General features: G+C 35.4%; 21 protein-coding genes. 18 read left to right on the top strand and 3 right to left on the bottom strand.

Features of this window, described 5'->3' with window-relative positions; genetic code table 11:
• Positions 1-10: 10 nt before the first annotated feature.
• Together ACFSO7_RS17490 and ACFSO7_RS17485 are read right to left on the bottom strand one after the other, a co-directional pair.
• Positions 11-595, bottom strand: coding sequence for a class D sortase (locus tag ACFSO7_RS17490; RefSeq protein ID WP_377878627.1), 585 nt, complete (start codon positions 593-595; stop codon positions 11-13).
• Between the two features lie 68 nt (positions 596-663).
• A complete protein-coding gene (locus ACFSO7_RS17485; protein WP_377878626.1) occupies positions 664-1,005 on the bottom strand; it encodes a helix-turn-helix domain-containing protein in 342 nt (113 codons plus the stop codon).
• Between the two features lie 288 nt (positions 1,006-1,293).
• Here ACFSO7_RS17485 and ACFSO7_RS17480 point away from each other — a divergent pair, with 288 nt between their 5' ends.
• From ACFSO7_RS17480 to ACFSO7_RS17430, 11 genes are all read left to right on the top strand, one after another.
• Complete coding sequence (locus ACFSO7_RS17480) at positions 1,294-1,914, top strand: TasA family protein (protein WP_377878625.1); 621 nt, start codon at positions 1,294-1,296, stop codon at positions 1,912-1,914.
• 190 nt (positions 1,915-2,104) lie between these two features.
• Positions 2,105-2,680, top strand: a complete 576-nt coding sequence (sipW, locus tag ACFSO7_RS17475) for a signal peptidase I SipW (protein WP_377878624.1) — start codon at positions 2,105-2,107, stop codon at positions 2,678-2,680.
• Between the two features lie 62 nt (positions 2,681-2,742).
• Positions 2,743-3,705, top strand: coding sequence for a TasA family protein (locus tag ACFSO7_RS17470; protein WP_377878623.1), 963 nt, complete (start codon positions 2,743-2,745; stop codon positions 3,703-3,705).
• A gap of 53 nt (positions 3,706-3,758) precedes the next feature.
• A complete protein-coding gene (locus ACFSO7_RS17465; protein ID WP_377878621.1) occupies positions 3,759-4,391 on the top strand; it encodes a TVP38/TMEM64 family protein in 633 nt (210 codons plus the stop codon).
• A gap of 31 nt (positions 4,392-4,422) precedes the next feature.
• Positions 4,423-4,797 (top strand): DUF5658 family protein, encoded by a 375-nt coding sequence (locus ACFSO7_RS17460; protein ID WP_377878620.1) that lies wholly within the window; start codon positions 4,423-4,425, stop codon positions 4,795-4,797.
• 362 nt (positions 4,798-5,159) lie between these two features.
• Positions 5,160-5,411 carry a DUF2535 family protein gene (locus ACFSO7_RS17455; protein ID WP_377878619.1) on the top strand — a complete coding sequence of 84 codons (252 nt, stop codon included), beginning with the start codon at positions 5,160-5,162 and terminating at the stop codon, positions 5,409-5,411.
• Positions 5,412-5,651: 240 nt separating this feature from the next.
• Positions 5,652-6,494: a DegV family protein gene (locus ACFSO7_RS17450; RefSeq protein WP_377878618.1), complete on the top strand. Its 843-nt coding sequence runs from the start codon at positions 5,652-5,654 to the stop codon at positions 6,492-6,494.
• Positions 6,495-6,629: 135 nt separating this feature from the next.
• A complete protein-coding gene (locus ACFSO7_RS17445; protein ID WP_377878617.1) occupies positions 6,630-8,255 on the top strand; it encodes an ATP-binding protein in 1,626 nt (541 codons plus the stop codon).
• 134 nt (positions 8,256-8,389) lie between these two features.
• Entirely contained in the window at positions 8,390-8,968 is a 579-nt protein-coding gene (locus tag ACFSO7_RS17440; RefSeq protein WP_377878616.1) for an SCO family protein, read from the top strand.
• Between the two features lie 94 nt (positions 8,969-9,062).
• A complete protein-coding gene (locus ACFSO7_RS17435) occupies positions 9,063-9,893 on the top strand; it encodes an SGNH/GDSL hydrolase family protein (protein WP_377878615.1) in 831 nt (276 codons plus the stop codon).
• Position 9,894: 1 nt separating this feature from the next.
• Positions 9,895-10,476 carry a YpmS family protein gene (locus tag ACFSO7_RS17430; RefSeq protein WP_377878614.1) on the top strand — a complete coding sequence of 194 codons (582 nt, stop codon included), beginning with the start codon at positions 9,895-9,897 and terminating at the stop codon, positions 10,474-10,476.
• An 85-nt stretch (positions 10,477-10,561) separates the two neighbouring features.
• Here ACFSO7_RS17430 and ACFSO7_RS17425 read toward each other — a convergent pair whose 3' ends face one another.
• A complete protein-coding gene (locus ACFSO7_RS17425; protein ID WP_377878613.1) occupies positions 10,562-11,134 on the bottom strand; it encodes a DUF502 domain-containing protein in 573 nt (190 codons plus the stop codon).
• A gap of 229 nt (positions 11,135-11,363) precedes the next feature.
• Here ACFSO7_RS17425 and ACFSO7_RS17420 point away from each other — a divergent pair, with 229 nt between their 5' ends.
• The 7 genes from ACFSO7_RS17420 (at position 11,364) to gabT (ending at position 19,368) form a co-directional block, all read left to right on the top strand.
• Entirely contained in the window at positions 11,364-12,830 is a 1,467-nt protein-coding gene (locus ACFSO7_RS17420) for an NAD(P)/FAD-dependent oxidoreductase (RefSeq protein ID WP_377878612.1), read from the top strand.
• A 121-nt stretch (positions 12,831-12,951) separates the two neighbouring features.
• Entirely contained in the window at positions 12,952-13,929 is a 978-nt protein-coding gene (locus ACFSO7_RS17415; RefSeq protein WP_377878611.1) for a S66 family peptidase, read from the top strand.
• 109 nt (positions 13,930-14,038) lie between these two features.
• Positions 14,039-15,385, top strand: a complete 1,347-nt coding sequence (locus tag ACFSO7_RS17410; RefSeq protein WP_377878609.1) for an aspartate aminotransferase family protein — start codon at positions 14,039-14,041, stop codon at positions 15,383-15,385.
• Positions 15,385-16,077: a CoA transferase subunit A gene (locus ACFSO7_RS17405; protein ID WP_377878608.1), complete on the top strand. Its 693-nt coding sequence runs from the start codon at positions 15,385-15,387 to the stop codon at positions 16,075-16,077. The genes ACFSO7_RS17410 and ACFSO7_RS17405 overlap by 1 nt, the downstream gene beginning before the upstream one ends.
• Positions 16,062-16,727, top strand: a complete 666-nt coding sequence (locus ACFSO7_RS17400) for a 3-oxoacid CoA-transferase subunit B (protein ID WP_377878607.1) — start codon at positions 16,062-16,064, stop codon at positions 16,725-16,727. Before ACFSO7_RS17405 ends, ACFSO7_RS17400 begins: the two co-directional genes overlap by 16 nt.
• A gap of 24 nt (positions 16,728-16,751) precedes the next feature.
• On the top strand, positions 16,752-18,017 hold the full coding sequence (locus ACFSO7_RS17395) for a peptidase (protein WP_377878606.1): 1,266 nt from the start codon (positions 16,752-16,754) through the stop codon (positions 18,015-18,017).
• 19 nt (positions 18,018-18,036) lie between these two features.
• On the top strand, positions 18,037-19,368 hold the full coding sequence (gene gabT / locus ACFSO7_RS17390) for a 4-aminobutyrate--2-oxoglutarate transaminase (protein WP_377878605.1): 1,332 nt from the start codon (positions 18,037-18,039) through the stop codon (positions 19,366-19,368).
• Positions 19,369-19,417 lie beyond the last annotated feature (49 nt).

Raw genomic sequence — 19,417 nt, 5'->3', positions numbered from 1 at the left:
GAGTGGGGTTTTATTTTACTTCTTTTATTGGTTTTGCGGTAATTATATATCGATCTGGTGCATTTCCAATAAAAGTGAACGGATAGCATGTCGTCAACGTTAAAACTTCCTTTTTCTTTTGTAAGGTAATAATACTTCGATCATTTGCATCAACGATTTTCGTACTTTCGATTTGATACCAATAAGATCCACTTGCAAGTGAAATGGATAAAAGATCTCCGATTTTCAATTCTCCTACTCTCCGAAATACGGTATCACGATGGCCAGATAGGACAATTTGCCCCTTTTCATTTGGAAAAGCCGATCCTTTAAAATGTCCAACCCCTTTTTCTAAATCATCTTCATCGGTGCCTTCAATGATGGGGAGTTCTCCTCTAATAGCGGGAATCTTTAATATCCCAATAACTTCACCGATGAGGGGTTCATTGTTTTTGTCTGTAGACAAAGCAGGATTGTTAGGATATTTTATTTTTTCCTTTGCCTCAGTTAAGCTCCTATTTTGCAAAATTTCCGTTTTGGAAATTTGGAAGGTTCCTAATCCGAGGAATATCGCTCCAAGTAATAGTAATGTAAGTATGATTATTTTCATAGGCATTTACTTTTGTATTGAATTTTTTTGTTTATCATATGCCTAAAGACCATTTAGTTTCTCCTTTGTAGTTTTTATTTACTCAAACTATTTTGTTGATTTTTGAAACGAATGAAATTACTCAACTCCTTAAACTCTTGCTTACTCATACCATCATTAATTGCCTCTTTAACAAGATTGGTCCACTCACTATCTAATTGTTCTTTATAAGGAATGTTTTCTTCATTACCTAATAAATACTCAATAGAAGTATTTAAAGGGTCAGCTACCTTTGATAAAAGCTGTAATGAAGGGTTAATCTGTAACCCCCTTTCGATTTGACTTAAGTAAGATTTTGATACACCTGCTCGTTTCGCGAGCTCAGAGATCGAATAACCATTCTCGATTCTTAAGTTCTTAATTCGTGTACCTACCATAAATGTCTCCTTTAATAAGCATTATTCCTTATTTGTACATTATAAAGAACGTTGTGTTCAAAATAAAATACAAAAAAGTGAGAAATAGGGAGATATAGCTAGGGAACGAACGAAAAGTGTTCTTTATATGGAAGAAACGACCGAATTTGGAGATTTTCAAATATCAGATAGTGCTTTATACTCAAGTTGTGAGTTCGTTAAAGAGAACAACTTGAACGTAAGAGTGCAAGAGAGCTCTTTAAGAAGTCATAACCAATTTATAAAACAAATAAGAGGAGGAAACAAAAAATGAGTTTAAAAAAGAAATTAGGTCTTGGAGTAGCATCTGCAGCACTAGGTTTATCTTTAATTGGTGGAGGTACATATGCATACTTCAATGATGTTGAAACATCAAACAATACGTTTGCAGCAGGTACATTGGATTTGACAGTTAATCCAGGAGTAATTATTAATGTTGACAAAATTAAACCAGGGGATAGAATGAGCCGTACTTTTAAGCTAGAGAATAAAGGGTCATTAGACATTTCAAAAGTACTATTATCTACAAATTATACAGTAGTTGATGCAAAGGGAAATAATACTGCTGCTGATGATTTTGGTAAACATATTCGAGTTAATTTCTTGAAGAATGAAGATAAGAACGGAGTAATCCAACCAGAAGAAAATATAATTGTGCGCACTACATTAGCCGATTTAAAGGGCCAAACTCCAGATGCTGTACAAAATAAAATTGATGCTTGGTTTGGATGGGGAGACGAGGCAAGTGGAATTAAAGCAGGAACATCTGATGACCTATATGTACAATTTGAGTTTGTAGATAATAATCAAGATCAAAATGTATTCCAGGGAGATTCTTTAAAATTGGAATGGAAATTTGATGCTAAACAAACTGCTGGAACAAATAGATAATAAGGTAACAGGAAGGGTGGGTCTTACCCACCTTTCTTTTAGTAATAATATTTTATTTTTTTCAACATAAATAAAAAATCTTTTTTTTATTTATGTTGAATGCAATAAAAACATATTGGAGTAAAAAATCTTTTATAGCAAAAAAATAATTTTTGTATTAAACACAATCCATAAGAGGAAGGTATCTAAAATGCAAATGAAGAAAGTGAAAAAATGGATAGCTAATACAATCACAAGTCTATTGATTTTAATTTTTGTTTTTATGCTTTTTCTTGTAATAACAGCAAAAATAGCCGGTGGTGAACCACAGTTTTTTGGATATCAATTAAAAACCGTATTGTCTGGATCGATGGAACCAGGAATAAAGACTGGATCCATCATTGCGGTAAAACTAAGTAGTGAAAATAAAAATTTCCAAAAAAATGATGTAATTACCTTTAAAGCCGAGGAAGATAAGTTAATTACCCATAGAATTATCGAAGTAAATAAAAATGGGGACCAGGTCCTTTATCGGACTAAAGGAGATAATAATAAATCCGAAGATATGAACCCTGTAATGGCAGAAAACGTAGTGGCAAAATATACAGGATTTACTGTACCTTATTTAGGATATTTTATTGATTTTACAAAATCTAAAAATGGAAATCTATTGCTTCTAGTTTTGCCTGGTCTTTTATTGGTTGCTTACTCTGCGTTATCAATTTGGAAAACTATTGCTCAACTTGAAGGTAAAACTACGAATAAGGAGATAGATAAAACTATTTAACTCAATTAACAAACGGATGGCAGGGCGCTTTTCCCTGCCTAAAAAATTAGGAGGACTTTATAGTGAAAGTATATATTTCATTAATAAAAACTTTAGTTCTCTTCTTACTATTAATGATAACAATAGGTGGAAAAGTCTCTGCTGAAGGTAAGCAAATCGATATTGTAACCTTCCCAGATAAAGTTTTATTTAGTGTTGAAAATTTAAAACCTGGTGATTGGGCGAAACGTAAGTTAACGATTCAAAATAGGGGGGGAATGGATTTTACTTACTATTCGAAAGCGAAATTTAAGAGTGGATCAAAGGATCTGTATAATGAATTTTTGTTGCAAATCAACGATTCTACTAAGAGTTTATACAATGGAAAATTAAAAGATTTTAATGGGTTTGATCCTCGATACTTAAGAAAATCAAATCAAGAAGATTTACTCTTTCGAATAGACTTTCCAGCAGAATTAGGTAATGAATTTCAAGGGTTGGGGTTTGAGGTAGAATTTAGCTTTACTGCTGAGGAACAAAATAACGGTGGTCCAATAGACCCGGAAAAACCAACCGATCCAGAAAATCCAACAGATCCAGAGAAACCGACCGATCCAGAAAATCCAACAGATCCAGAGAAACCGACTGATCCAGAAAATCCAACTGATCCAGAAAATTCAACAGACCCAGAGAAACCGACTGACCCAGGAAAGCCAACAGACCCAGAAAATCCTAAAGATCCTGGTGAGTCAACCAATCCCAGTAACCCAACTCAACCCACAGATCCTAATCAATCAACCGATCCTGCAAATCCAACACAACCAGACAATTCTGGAACTCCTGATGAAAACAATACAGATGAAGTCAAACCAGAACGACCAATTGATGAACAAGAATTAATATCTCCACCTACAGAAGGGCAAGTTTTACCATCAACAGCTACGAACTACTTTAACTTCATCATTGCTGGATTATTTTTTATCATTTCAGGGTTTGCGGCAATGATTTATCAGAAGAGAAGGAAGTTAAATATAGATAAGAAATAATCTTTGAGTTATCCGATCCATTAGTTTAAATTTCCTTAATTTGAGGTATAAAAATGAAACGAATATTTCCTATAATTCTCTCGGTAATAACTATTTATTTAGGATTTTCCCAAAAAAGTTTCTTGCTAGATACGGTCCAATCGGAATCCTATTTTGCCATCCCAACCAGCATTCTCTTTGTTGCCATACTAGTATTCTTTCCCATCATACCCTATGTTGTTCTAGCTGGAATGATAGGTTCAGTTTTCGGAGTTTTTCTTGGGACGGGAATATCATTGATTGGTATTGGTTTAGGTACTATAACAATGTTTTTCCTTTCTAGATATGGCTTTCAAGACTGGTCACAAAATTATTTGAAAAAATACCCGAAAATTCAACAGTATGAAGGAATTTTTGAAAAGAATGCTTTCATTAGTATCTTACTAGCAAGATTAATTCCAGTGATTCCATCTCCTCTTGTCAATATATTATCAGGACTAAGCAAAATTCAATGGCATGTATTTTTCAGTGCCTCTCTACTTGGGAAAATGCCAGCAATTTTCACTTTTACACTGGCTGGTAGCTTAATTGGAAATCAAAAATGGCTATCGGTAATCATTTATGCTGTCTATTTTATAACTATCGCGATCCTTGTAGGGAGAAAAATTCAAAAGAATAAGCTTTCTGAACAGATTGCACGAACATAATATATCTATTAAAATAAAGCATCCTTCAACAATGATAATAAAACCTAGTTTAAATTTTGAAAAAGTTGACCTTACTAAGTTGAATAAGGGTGTGAATGTATTGACATTTATGTTTATTTATTTAGCTTTCATTAATATTGTTGATGGATTGGTCACTTATATCGGGCTTAAACTAGGAAATATTGAAGAAGCAAACCCGTTGATGAGTTTCTTATTTGATTTTGATCCCATTCTATTTATCAGCGTCAAGCTGGGACTCTCCATCTTGTTAATTATGTTTATTTATTTGATCAAGGCTCCCAAATCGCGTGTTATTCACAGTTTATTAGTTTTTTCCTCGATGATATATACATTCGTATGTTTCAAACATCTGTATTGGATTGCTCTCATTACGAATTTGACATAATTTTATTTACTCGAAATACAATTATTATAATAGAAGAGAGAGGGTGTCGAAATGTACAAAAAAACATGCACTTGCTGTAATCAGCCATCTTTTAGCAGCTGTAAGACAGGGACTTGGATTTGTCCAGTTTGTCAAAAAGATATCACAAATGTTAAAGCACAAGAGCCACCTTATAATGACAATATTAAAAAGCTGTACTCGGAGTTAGTCAATAAAATGGGCTAGCTTTTTCCGCTTTAATTTAACTTTTCGACGAATCCACTTTTTCACAAATATTTTTTAGATCCACGCATAATTAGACACATTTCGAGTTAATAATAGAGTATAATATAATCAAACGGGTGAAAAAGAGGATTGATATTTTGTTGTACAAAAGCCTAGAGTTCAAAAATGTTGTTGGACAGAAGGTTAAAGTCATGGAGATTCCTGTATTGGAGGAAGATAGTCGGTTTTATTTTATGATCCAAGTCCGTTTGCAAACTTTTATTACCTCGCTTTATAAGAATTCAAAAGGAAAGAGATGCTATTCATTTAGAGAATACTTAAAGCGAGCTTTGAAATGGCCAGATTATGAAGAATTATTTAAATCTGTTGAATTAAAGAATAATGCCTAATTTTACTTGAGAATCGTTCATTCGGTTCTCTTTTTATTGTGGATATTTTTGTGAAATTCGTTACTAATAAGTGAAATTTAACTTTCTTAATCTGAGTTGATTGTCTGGAACGGAAATCAACGGACAAACTAATTTGTCTTTTTATTTTAAGGCGTTTTTGTGTATTATTGTCGGAAACATTTCTCTTATATTCGGAAAAAATGTATAATACATTCATGATGTATTTAAGGAAGTGGACATATGGCTAAAATTAAAATTGTAACAGACTCAACTGCTGATTTAACGGAAGAACAAATAAAAGAATATAATATTGAAGTCGTTCCTTTAATGATTACAATAGATGGACAATCTTTTACAGATAGAGTTGATATTACCCCAATTGAGTTTCTTGAGAAAATGGGACAAGCTAATGAATTGCCAAAAACTTCGCAGCCATCAACAGGAGTCTTCTTAGAATTATATGATCGCCTTTCAAAAGAAGGGTATGAAATCCTTTCCATTCATATGACAGGTGGAATGAGTGGAACGGTGCGATCTGCAGAAAGTGCAGCGCAAATGACAGAAGGAAAAGTAACTGTTGTTGATTCAAGATACATTTCAAAAGCATTATCGTTTCAAGTATTAGAGGCTGCTGAACAAGTAGCACAAGGGAAATCGGTATCCGAGATCGTTAAGCATCTTGAACATGTGCAGAAGCAATCAAGACTATATATTATGGTCGATACACTTGAAAATCTTGTAAAAGGTGGGAGAATTGGCAAAGGAAAAGCCTTTATTGGTTCATTATTGAATATTAAGCCGATAGCTTCCTTAGAAGGTGGGGAGTATACACCTGTATCAAAGGTAAGGAGCCATTCTCAAGTTGTTAAACATCTGATTAAACAATTTTCCGAGGATGTAAAAGGAACAACCGTGAAAAGAGTTGGTCTAGCTCACGCTGAAGCCCAAGAACTTGCCGCCAAACTTAAGAAGGAAATTGAGGATTTAACGGGATTTAAAAAAATCGAAATCGATTATACAACTCCTGTTATAAGTACTCATACTGGCAAAGGTGCCATTGCTTTAATGTATTATTTCGATTAACAAGATAAGCCTAAATGCGAATTAAATCGTTGCATTTAGGCTAATTTTATGTCTAATTTTTTATATGAAAAAAGGATAAATGATGGACTGTGTCGAATTTCCTATTTACTGAAAGCTGTGGAGAGGAAATTACATATGAAAGTGAAAGGTTTATTTAAAAACCTACCATTATACAAAAGGATTTTTATGTTTTCATTTTTTATTACTTTTTTAGTTGTACTTTTATCTGCTGGAATTAGTTTTCATTATCAATCCAAACAGTTGAAAGAACAAATTACAGAAAAAGTAGTAGGGGTTGCTTCATTGTGGAGTGCAACCATTACACAAGAAGATGTTGAAATAGCATTAGAAGTCAGGGATCCTAATCACCCTGCTGTACAGAGTTTAAACTATATCCTTACTATGATTAATGAGCGACATTCCGATTATATTGACGGATATATTTTTGATGCAAACGTTTATCAAGAAAAGAAACTTTATTTTCTTTCTGTTTCTCAATCCGGAGAGAAAATAGGGTTAGATAATTTTACATACTATAAAGCTACTAATGCATATCTTGATGTTTTTAGGCGTACAATCAGTGAAAAGTCGGTTCAATATAGTGAATTGCATCGGGATAAATATGGTACATGGATTACAGCTTTTGCGCCTATTTTTGATAAAAACGATAAAGTAATAGCGGTATTAGGTGTCGACGTCGATGCATCTGTACTAGTTAAGGATACGAAGAGAAGTGCTTACTTTTTATTTGGGTCCGTACTGTTTATAACGATTTTTGTATTTTTTGCTTTGCGGTGGGGATTAAGAATCGTGACTGAACCTATTGATGAGATCATAACAGGAATCAATCAAGTGAGTACTGGTAATTTTGATGTGAAATTGCAAATTAAAGAAGAATCAGATTTAGGTAGATTGAGTGAAAACTTTAATCAAATGACAGACCAGTTAGCTGCTTTATTCGAGCAATTATCAGTGACATCGAAGGAACTAGGGTCTACGCAAAAAAATAAGGGTAATGTAATCGGTTTTGAAGATGCGATTGATGAAATGGAGCAAATCATTGAGAAAACAAAACTTCAGAAGGAATTGCAACGTGCTGAAAAAATGAATGCGATTGGTCAACTTGCTGCATCAGTTGCCCATGAAATTCGTAATCCTATGACAGTTGTAAAAGGATTTCTACAAATTTTCCTAGGGAAAAACAATATGTCTGAAGAAGAGCACAGCTATATTCAATTAATGATTGATGAGATGAATCGGGCAGAAATCATTATTAATGATTATTTATCTCTTGCAAAGCCTGATTTAACACAAGAATCTACGAAAATTAATGCGAACGATATGGCACTTAAAGTAATGGATTTAATGAATTCGTATGCGATGCTTTCAAAAAATATCGGGCTTAATACTTATTTTGAAATGGCTGTCAATGTGAAAGGTAATGAAAGTGAACTAAAGCAAGTTTTAATTAATATATTAAAAAATGGAATTGAAGCAATGAAAGACGGTGGCCAATTAAGTATCACTGTATCAGAAGAATCAGGGTTTGGTGTTTTTAAAATAAGTGATACAGGGGTAGGTATGTCTGAGGCAGAAATTTCAAGATTAGGAACAGCCTTTTACTCTCTAAAAGAGAAGGGTACAGGAATAGGCTTAATGGTTTGTTATCAAATCATTGAACGAATGAAAGGGAGAATTGAAGTAGAAAGTAAAGAAGGAAAGGGGACAACTTTTAGAATTTATTTACCCCTATATAAATAGTGAATAATTTTTGAACATTAGACACCTTTTCTTTCATTATCGGATTAATTTTGTTAAGATAATATAGAAATATCAAAGGATTATGGACAATTCCTCTTAAATATTGGAATATAATGAAAGTTAGGTGTTTGTAGTTGAAAAAGAAATGGTTTGCTTTGCTAATTGCCGTCTTGACAATTATAATGACGGCATGCGGAAAAGGAGAAATCAAAGATGCGGTAAATTGGCCTGTTGGTGAGTTTGAATATACAAATCAGAATGGCGACTCTTTTGGTTTAAAAGACTTAAAGGGAAAAGTTTGGGTGGCGGATTTTATTTTTACAAATTGTGCTGACGTATGCCCGCCAATGACAAATAATATGAAAAAACTTCAAGATAAGACGAAAAAAGAAGGAATAAAAAATATTCAATTTGTCTCATTTAGCGTTGACCCTACAGTCGATACTCCTGAAATATTAAAAAAATACGCTGACAATTATGATGTTAATTATAAAACTTGGAACTTCCTCACCGGCTATACACAAAAGGAAATTGAGAATTTTGCCAAAGATAGTTTTAAATCATTGGTAGTAAAGCCTGAAACTGGTGATCAAGTTGCACACTATACTTATTTTTATTTAGTTGGACCAGAAGGAAAAGTTTTAAAGTATTATACTGGACTTAATGATATTCCATATGAGGATATTATAAAAGATATCAAAACCTTACAATAAATAGTAAGGTTTTTTTCTTTGATATTTAGATAATAAGGTTTGATTGAGCTCATTAGTGTTATAATATCTTTACAAATTAAGTGAGGTGAGGCAAATGAAAAGGGCTTTCATCTTCTTTGTGTTTACTATTTTCATCTTATCCTCTTGTAGTCAAACGAATTTAATTAGTGGAAAAATTCATTCCATAAAAATGAATTATCCTTTAAATAAAGCAACCGTTCCTCTTGATTTCATTCCATCGAATTTAACCATCGTTTCAGCAGGAGATTCTTTAACACAAGGTGTTGGAGATAGTAGAAAACGTGGAGGGTATATTCCATATTTAAAAGCGGAGCTTGAAGGTGAAAAGGGAATAAACAAAGTAAACTTTATGAATTATGGTGTGAAAGGGAATAAAACAGGAGATTTATTGAAAAGACTTAAATCAATAGAGCTGCAAAAAGCCATAAAGTCATCTGATATGGTAATTTTGACTATTGGTGGCAATGATATTATGAAAGTAGTAAAAGAAAATATATCCCACTTGGAAAAAAAGGATTTTCAGTCAGCGAAAATCCAATATGAAAAAAATCTTATTCAAATTATGAATTCCATTCGTGATATGCATGAGAATGTTTCAATTGTCTTAATTGGATTATATAATCCATTTCATACTTGGTTTGCAGATGTAAAGGAAATGGATGAAATATTATTTGAATGGAATATAATAGGTGAAAAAGTTATTTCTTCATATGATCAAACGTATTTTGTAAAGATTGATGAAATTTTTAAAAATTCAACAGAAAATTTGCTTTACAAAGATTACTTTCATCCTAATGATAAAGGCTATTCGTATATTGCCAATCGTTTATATAAATCATTATCCGATAAAGCAATAGATGACCTAGCATTGAAGCGGTATTTGGCAAGTAAAGAGGAGAACTGAAATGAAAACGAATATATGGAAGAAGTCATTTTTTATATTACTAATTTTTAATATTGTAGTTGTTTTGCTAGTTGCGATTAATCTCCTTGTCCCAATAAAAGATGAAAATTTCGAAAGGTCGGGTAATAATTTTCAAGGTTATGTCCCCTTTCTCATACATACTAAAAAGGAAAATCTAAATGAGGTAATAAATCATTATATTGAAAAGGAGGCCTCTGGAGGTCCTGTCAATTACGAAGTTGTACTAGGGGATGAAGTGGAACTATACGGAACCATTCCTATTTTTACCGAGGAAATTCAGTTGAAAATGACTTTTGAACCGAAGGCAATGGAAAATGGCGATTTAATTTTACAGCAGAAATCAATGACAGTTGGACAAATGCAATTGCCTGTGTCTTATATCTTGAATTTCATTCGTGATCGCTACCATTTACCAAAAGGGGTAATTATTCAACCACATGATAAATTAGTTTATATTTCGATGCAAAAATTAAAATTGAAAAGTGATTTCAAAATAAAAGTGAATAAATTTGATTTAAAGCAGGATGACATTTCTGTTCAATTATTTGTTCCAATAAAATAAGAAAAGTTACAGCGCCTTGATTAGCCCCTTGAGGGGCTAATCAAGGCGCTGTAACTAGACAAAAAAACCGCAAAAATGCGGTTTTTTATTTTGAGGTCATTCCCCCCGATAAGATAAATTTCATTGCCTCTTCTGGTTTGACATCAATGATTTCGACACTTTCTTTTGGTACTAGTACAGTGAATCCCGCAACTTGAAAGGTTTGTGGGATATAGACTGCCACACAATGTGCGAGTGGCTCATAGAAATGCTGTAAATCCTCAGATGTTAAAAAACCGACGCTCTTCATATCAGAACCAGGATGGGAGATAAGCACAACTTTTGAAAATGACTTTTTTTCGCCAAGAAAGGAATTCACGGTATCTTTAATAACAGAATAGATGGTTTTAACGAATGGTATTCTTTCCAACAGACGATCAATGATTTTGAAAATGGTTCCTGTAATGAATTTCGTCGAAAGAAATCCAAGTACCGTAATCAGAATGATCGTGAGTAAAAGGCCAATTCCTGGAATATAAGACTCTTTCAAATAGGGCTTTAATACATTTCCAAGAATACCATCTAAAAACATGAAGATTTTATAAATGACATAGATCACGAGTAATATAGGTACGATCGTTAAAACTCCATTTATAAAATTCTTAAGTAGCACTTTCATTTCGTTCACCTACTTTAAAATTCATTTACTCATTTATTCTATCTTAAAAATCCTGTCACTAAAAGAAAATTAGGAAATAAGTTAATCTGAATTATTAATTAAATGATAAATACTCGAACGTTTTTTTATTATGTAAATTTAATGTTCGTGTTTTTCTTGACCCTTACTAATTTATTTGATATATTAAGCGAGGGAAAAAGGAAATCGGCAATAAGGGGGATATTTTCAGATGAAAACAAATTATGATGTCATTGTAGTAGGGGCAGGTCCAGCGGGAATATTTACTTGCTATGAATTAACTCTAAAAATGCCTCAAGCAAAGGTGTTATTAATTGATAAAGGGCATGATATTTATAAACGAAACTGCCCAATTCTTCAAAAGAAAATTGAAAAATGTCCTCCAGCGGCAGGAAAGAAAGACTTTGCAGGCTGCTTACCAGCATGTTCCATTACTAATGGATTTGGTGGAGCTGGAGCCTATTCTGATGGGAAATTTAATATAACGAGTGAATTTGGTGGGTGGATGACGGATTATTTATCAAACTCACAAGTGATTGATTTAATAAAATATGTGGATGATATTAATTTACAACATGGGGCTACTGAAAGTATTACGGACCCATTAACAGATCAAGTGAAGGATATTGAACGACGTGGATATGCTGTAGGATTAAAGCTTTTGCGCGCCCAAGTAAGACATTTAGGGACAGAACAAAATTTACAAATTTTGCAAAGTATCTTTGAATATTTAAAAGATAAAGTTGATATGGTTTTCAAAACAGAAGTCGAGGACATCATTACAGAGAAAACTTCTGAAGGGTTTCAAGTAAAAGGAATTTTATTGAAAAATGCGGAAAAAATCTTTGCTGAAAAAGTGGTCATTACACCTGGACGTGACGGTTCGAAATGGTTAAGTGATCTGTTTAGATCTCGTCGTTTACGCCTGAAAAACAATCAAGTAGATATTGGGGTCCGTGTAGAAACCTCTAATGTGGTGATGGAGGAAATTAACGAACATTTATATGAAGGGAAATTTGTCTATAATACTTCTGTAGGGACGCGTGTGCGAACATTCTGCAGTAATCCTTCTGGACATGTCGTTGTTGAAAATCATTCGGGAATTATGCTGGCAAACGGACATGCCTACAAAGATCCTAAACTAGGAAGCCCGAATACGAACTTTGCTTTACTTGTTTCTCACACATTCTCTGACCCGTTTGACCGTCCAAATGAATATGCCCATGAGGTTTCAAGATTAGCAAATAGCTTATCCAATGGTGGTTTAATCGTTCAAAAATATGGCGATATCCTAAAAGGAAGAAGGTCAACGGTTGGTCGAATCAAAGAAGGCTTTATTGAACCAACCTTAAAGGAAGCCGTTCCTGGTGATTTAGGTTTAGCTCTTCCATATAATACAATGAAGAGTTTAATCGAAATGACGGAGGCATTAAATCATGTTACTCCTGGTCTAGCTTCAGAGCATACATTATTTTATGGAGTCGAAGCCAAATTCTATTCTGCCCGACCAATTTTAAATGATCGCTTTGAATCACAAATTGATGGTTTATATGTTGGTGGAGATGGTGCAGGAATTACAAGAGGTCTAGCCCAAGCTGGCGCATGTGGAGTATGGATTGCTCGAGATATCGTAAGTAAAAATAGTACTCTTAAAAAAGAGGCAGTCGTAAATAGTTAATTAGAAACTGAGCCAACTTGTGTTGGTTCAGTTTTTTTATACCGAGTTTCTTCCATATATTTTATTTAAACAAGCAATCTGATAGAATAGTAATATTTAAATCAGAAAAGAGGTTATTATGATGTTATCTAACCGATTACAACCTGGTGATGAAATAAGAATCATCGCCCCTTCACGAAGTATGGCACTTCTTAAGGATGATCAAGTTAAGATCTCTGTTAATCGACTCGAAGCTTTGGGTTTCAAAGTAAGTTTTGGTAAGCATGTCTACACACATGATGAGTTTTTTAGTTCGTCGATTGAAGAAAGAGTGGAAGATTTACATGATGCTTTCCGAGATACGAATGTAAAGGGGATTCTCACGGTCATTGGAGGCTTCAATTCGAATCAATTACTAAAGTACATCGATTTCGATCTTATTAAAAATAACCCAAAAGTTTTTTGTGGTTATAGTGATATCACTGCATTAAGTCTTTCTATTTATCAAAAAACAGGGTTAATCACTTATTCAGGACCTCATTTTTCAAGCTTTGGGATGAAGCATGGATTCGAATACACATTGGATTACTTCCTTACAGCTCTAACGAATGATGCACCATTTGAAGTGATTCCGTCAGAAACGTGGAGCGATGATGCTTGGTATTTAGATCAAGAAGACCGTAAATTTCATGAACAGAAGGAATATTTAGTACTTCAAGAAGGAGAGGCAGAAGGTACTTTAATGGGTGGAAACCTATGCACAATGAATCTTCTTCAAGGAACAGAATTTATGCCATCATTAAAAAATTCAATCCTACTAATAGAGGATGATTATGAATCACATCCAAGTACATTTGATCGCGATCTGCAGTCAATTCTCCACTTACCAGATGCGAATGAGATAAAAGGAGTGCTCATAGGGAGATTTCAAAAAGAATCCCATATGACAGACGAAGCATTAAGAAAAATCATTTCGAGTAAAAACGAATTAAAAGGTTTGCCAATTATAGCAAATGTAAACTTCGGGCACACTCAGCCTATGGTGACAATACCGGTAGGTGGGAAAGCGAAGATCCATGCTTCTTCTAGTAAAATAGAAATCATCATCGATCAAAAATAATAGTGAACAGCCAACCTCATCGGTTGGTTTTTTTATTTCTATTAAGAAAGATTTAGCAATCATCACATACAATCTAATATATTGTCCATTTTGGTGAGGGGTGTAATCCGTGGAAGAATCTTATCTGATAAAACCAAGTCTCGAAGCAAAATATCCAATGATTGATTATGGCAAAGGGGTCTACTTATATGACCTTGAAGGGAAAAAATATTTAGATGCTTCATCAGGTGCGGTTACTGCCAATATTGGCCATGGGGTGGAAGAAATTATTGAAGCGATGCTTGAACAGGCAAAGAGAGTTTCCTTTGTGTATCGTTCTCAGTTTACGAGTGAAGTCGCAGAGAAGCTAGCAAAAAAAATCGCTGACATGGCAACAGGTGATTTAAACTGGAGCTTTTTCGTCAATAGCGGTTCAGAGGCAACGGAAACAGCGATGAAGATCGCTATTCAATATTGGCAAGAAAAAGGGATAAAGACGAAAAATAAAGTTCTCTCCCGCTGGGTTAGTTATCATGGTATTACATTAGGTGCACTCTCATTATCCGGTCATGCAGGAAGAAGAGCACGATTCGTTCCTCTCCTTCAAGATTTTCCTGTTATTCATCCACCATATTGTTACCGTTGTCCTTATCATTTGGAAGCACCATCATGTGGATATTTATGTGCAGAGGAACTAGAAACAGCGATTCATAGAATTGGGGCTGGGCAAATTGCTGCTTTTATTGCTGAACCAGTCATAGGTGCTGCTGGAGGGGCAATCACTCCACCTCAAGATTATTTTAAAAAGATAAAAGAGATTTGTGAAAGAAATGACATATTATTTATCGCGGACGAAGTGATGACTGGATTTGGAAGGACTGGTAAACCACTCGCTATGGAACATTGGGGTATTATTCCCGATATTGTTGCGCTTGGAAAGGGGATGGGAGCTGGCTATGCGCCAATTGCTGCTACCTTAGTTAGTGATCATGTAATGGACCCAATTGTGAATGGATCCAAAATCGTAATGAGTGGACATACATTAAGTGCGAACCCTCAATCCTGTGCTGTATCGCTGGCGGTCTTAGAATATTTAGAGAAAAATAATGTGATGAACGATGTAGAATCTAAAGGCTGTTATTTACGTAATCAGCTAGAACGACTGAAAAACGAATTTGAAATCATCGGTGATATTCGTGGAAAAGGTTTGTTGCTTGGAATCGAATTCGTCCAAAACCGAGAGACAAAGACCCCTTTTCCACGAAAAATGCTTGTCACTTCGAAGATGGTTGATCTAGCTCAGAAAAATGGGCTCCTAATTTATCCTGCGGGTGCTGGAATTGATGGAATCCATGGGGATGCCATCATCATCGCTCCACCATTAACGATTACAAAACGAGAGATGGAGGAAATCGCCCGATTATTGAAAAAAACGATACACGATTTTATCTCAATCCTACAAGGTGAGGTATGGTAATGGAAAATTTGTTTGGTAAATTAACGACTTTAAATAATGTTCTTCCTTTCTTTCGTGATGAAATGACGATCATGTTTGGTGGATTCGGAGGTGTAGGTTCTCCGCCATCTTTAATTGATGGCATTATTGATAAAGGGATAAAGGATTTAATATTAATCGGTAATGATACCGGTTTTCCTCATATTGGAATTGGGAAAATTGTCAGCCTAGCACGAGCAAAAAAAGTGATTGCATCACATATCGGTTCAAATCCAGTAGCTGGGAAATTAATGAATGAGGGGAAAATGGAAGTGGAATTTTCACCACAAGGGATATTAGCAGAAAGAATCCGAGCAGGTGGTGTCGGTCTAGGTGCTATTTTATCGGATATTGGAATGGATAATGAAATGGTTTCTTCTAATAAACCTCGTTTTACCTTAAATGGAAAGGATTATCTAATTGAAACAGCCTTAACCGCTGATGTGTCGATTATTTTTGCAAAAAAGGCTGACCCATATGGCAATTTAATATATGACAAAAGTGCCCGAAATACGAATCCACTTGTTGCAATGGCTGGTAATATTACGATTGCCGAGGTGGAAGAAATCGTACCTTTAGGATCTTTAAATCCCGATGAAATAATGACACCAGGTGTATTTGTTGACTATGTCATTCCGTCGAAAGGAGTGAATTGGAAATGGGCATGGGAATAGATAGTAGAAATCAAATGGCAAAGCGAGCAGCAGAGGAAATTCGAAATGGAATGGTCGTGAATCTTGGTATTGGGATTCCTTCGCTCGTTCCCAATCATCTCCCTAATCAAATGAATGTGATGTTTCATGCTGAAAACGGAATTGTCGGAATGGGGCAAAGTCCATCCATAGGAGAAGAGGATGAAAATTTATGTAATGCAGGTGGCTTCCCTGTCACAATAAGAGCTGGTGCATCTTATTGTGACAGTGCGATTGCTTTTGGCATGATTCGCCGAGGGCGTATTGATTTGACGATATTAGGAGCATTACAAGTCAGCCAATATGGTGATTTAGCTAATTGGATTGTACCGGGGAAAAAGATTCCTGGAATGGGTGGGGCGATGGAGCTTGCCCAAAAAGCGAAGAAAGTGATTGTATTAATGAATCAAAAAGATAAAAATGGTGTTTCAAAAATTGTTTCTGAGTGTACACTCCCGTTAACTTCTGCCAAATGTGTACATATGATTATTACTGAAATGGGCGTATTTGAAGTAAGAACCGATGGGTTAGTGCTAAGCGAAGTGTTTTTACCATACACTGTTGAGGAAATAAAAAAATATACTGCATGTGAATTTCACATTTCTGAGTCTATTCGAAAAATAAAGTACTAGTTGAAGCTAAGGGGAGAGTTGCGTGTGAATCCAAAGGCTTTGGTAAAGGATTGGTTAAATCAAAATCGCGAACGCGGTACGAGGCTTTTACAAATACTCGTTCAAGAGGATAGTACAAGGGGAAAAGAAAGCAGTACACAAGCAATTGTCATTGAAAAATGTCGTCAGCTAGGATTAGAGCTTGATATATGGGAAATTGGGCAAGCCTCTTTATTTAAACATCCCGCCTTTTGTTCAGATCGTAAGGATTTTAAAGGGAATCCAAATGTTGTGGCTGTATTAAAAGGTTCGGGCGGTGGAAAATCACTTATATTAAACGGTCATATTGATGTTGTTCCAGCTGGTGATCGAAAAACATGGAAGGCTGACCCATTTAGTGGACTCATTCAAGATGGAAAAATTTTTGGAAGAGGCACAACAGATATGAAAGGCGGAAATGTGGCATTGCTTTTTGCATTAGAGTCTTTAATAGCAAACAATATTCGTTTAAAAGGCGATGTTATTTTTCAAAGTGTGATTGAAGAAGAAAGCGGAGGTGCGGGTACACTTGCAGCTGTTTTAAGGGGATATAAGGCAGATGGAGCGATTATCCCAGAACCTACGAATATGAAGCTATTCCCTAAGCAACAAGGATCGATGTGGTTTCGAATTACGGTCAAGGGTAAGGGAGCACATGGAGGTACTAGATATGAAGGGGTTAGTGCGATTGAAAAGTCTGTGCTCGTAATCCAAAGTCTACAACGTTTGGAGAAAGAGCGAAACGCTAGAATTTCCGACCCGCTTTATGAAGGGATTCCGATACCGATTCCGATCAATGTCGGAAAAATTCATAGCGGTGAATGGCCTTCTTCCGTTCCTGACCTTGCCATTATTGAAGGTAGGATGGGGGTAGCTCCAGATGAAACGATGGAGCGAGCCAAAGAAGAAATGATGCAATGTCTACAAGCTTTATGTAAGAATGATCCATGGTTTAAGGAATACTTACCAACTGTTGAATGGTTTGGTGGTCGATGGTTGCCGGGCAGCTTGGAAAATGATCACCCTTTAATGGAATGCTTGACTCGTAGTTTTATAGAAGTGAAGAAACAACAACCAATGATTGAGGCATCTCCATGGGGAACAGATGGTGGGTTATTATCTAATATTGGTGACACACCAGTAGTGGTGTTTGGACCTGGTGTGACAGAGGTCGCTCACCAATCGAATGAATATATTGTATTAGAAGATTTATTTTTATCAGCAGAGATAATCGCTTACGCCATTATCGATTGGTGTGAGATTGTAGATTAGGAGAAGAGGGGATTCTCGAATGGCAAATATTCATTTAAAAACAGAAATTCCGGGACCGAAGGCAAAAGAACTTTTAAAAAGAAAAGAAGCAAATGTACCAGTGGGGCCTTTTAATACGATAAAGACTTTTGCTGTAAAAGGGGAAGGGGCACTGTTAACTGATGTGGATGGGAATACGTTTCTGGATTTTGCCGGTGCGATTGGTTCCTTAAATACGGGGCATTGCCCGCCAAGAGTGGTTGAGGCACTTCATAAACAGATTGACTCCTATTTACACCCTTGCTTTCATGTAATGATGTATGAGCCATATATTGAATTAGCTGAGAGATTGAATGAAATAACGCCTGGGGGTCATTCGAAAAAAACGTTCTTTTTGAATAGTGGTGCCGAAGCAGTGGAGAATGCGGTAAAAATTGCAAGGAAATATACAGGTCGAAAAGCGGTAATTTCTTTTGAGCGAGGATTTCACGGACGAACTTATATGGCAATGTCTCTAACTAGTAAGGTAAAACCATACAAATTTGAGTTCGGTCCATTTGTCCCCGATACGTATAAATGGCCTTATCCATATTATTTCCGAGCAGATGGTTTAGATGTTGAAAATTTAGATGATCAGCTACTAAAACGATTTGAAACCTTTTTCCTAAGTGAGGTTCCACCAGAAGAAGTGGCAGCAGTGATTATGGAGCCAGTCCAAGGAGAAGGTGGCTTTGTCATTCCATCAAAACGCTTCGTACAAGGTGTAAAGAGTCTGTGTGAAAAACATGGAATCTTATTTATTGCAGATGAGGTTCAGACTGGCTTTGGCCGTACGGGAAAAATGTTTGCAATGGAGCATTTTGATGTGGTTCCTGACCTTATAACGATGTCTAAATCCATTGGGGCAGGGCTGCCAATTAGTGCAGTGACTGGTCGAGCGGAAATAATGGATTCTGCGAATGTTGGGGAAATTGGTGGTACTTACGGGGGAAGTCCATTAGGATGTGTTGCTGCACTGGAAGTAATACGAACGATTGAAGATGAAAGATTGTTGGAAAGAGCTAGTCAAATTGGGGAGATCTTTCGAGAACGTTTTGAGGGATTGCAGTCACGCTTCGAACAAATTGGTGATGTACGTTCCCTAGGAGCGATGTGTGCAATCGAATTTGTAAAGGATTCTAAGACGAGAGAACCGAACAAGGAGCTAGTACAAGAAATCATTCAAAACGCCCATCAGAAGGGTTTAATTATTATGAGTGCAGGATTATATGGTAATATCATTCGATTACTAACCCCATTAGTGATTATGGATGAACAGTTGAATGAGGGGTTAGATGTGTTAGAGAAAATCATTATTAAATGCTGTCAATAGGTATAGGGAATTAGAATGATGCAAGAGTAATTAAATGGATCTGAACGAT

This window comes from Bacillus sp. CGMCC 1.16607, assembly GCF_042683745.1.
Taxonomy (GTDB): domain Bacteria; phylum Bacillota; class Bacilli; order Bacillales; family Cytobacillaceae; genus Pseudoneobacillus.
Note: the sequence above shows the minus strand (reverse complement) of the source record. Positions and strands in the feature narration are given on the sequence as shown.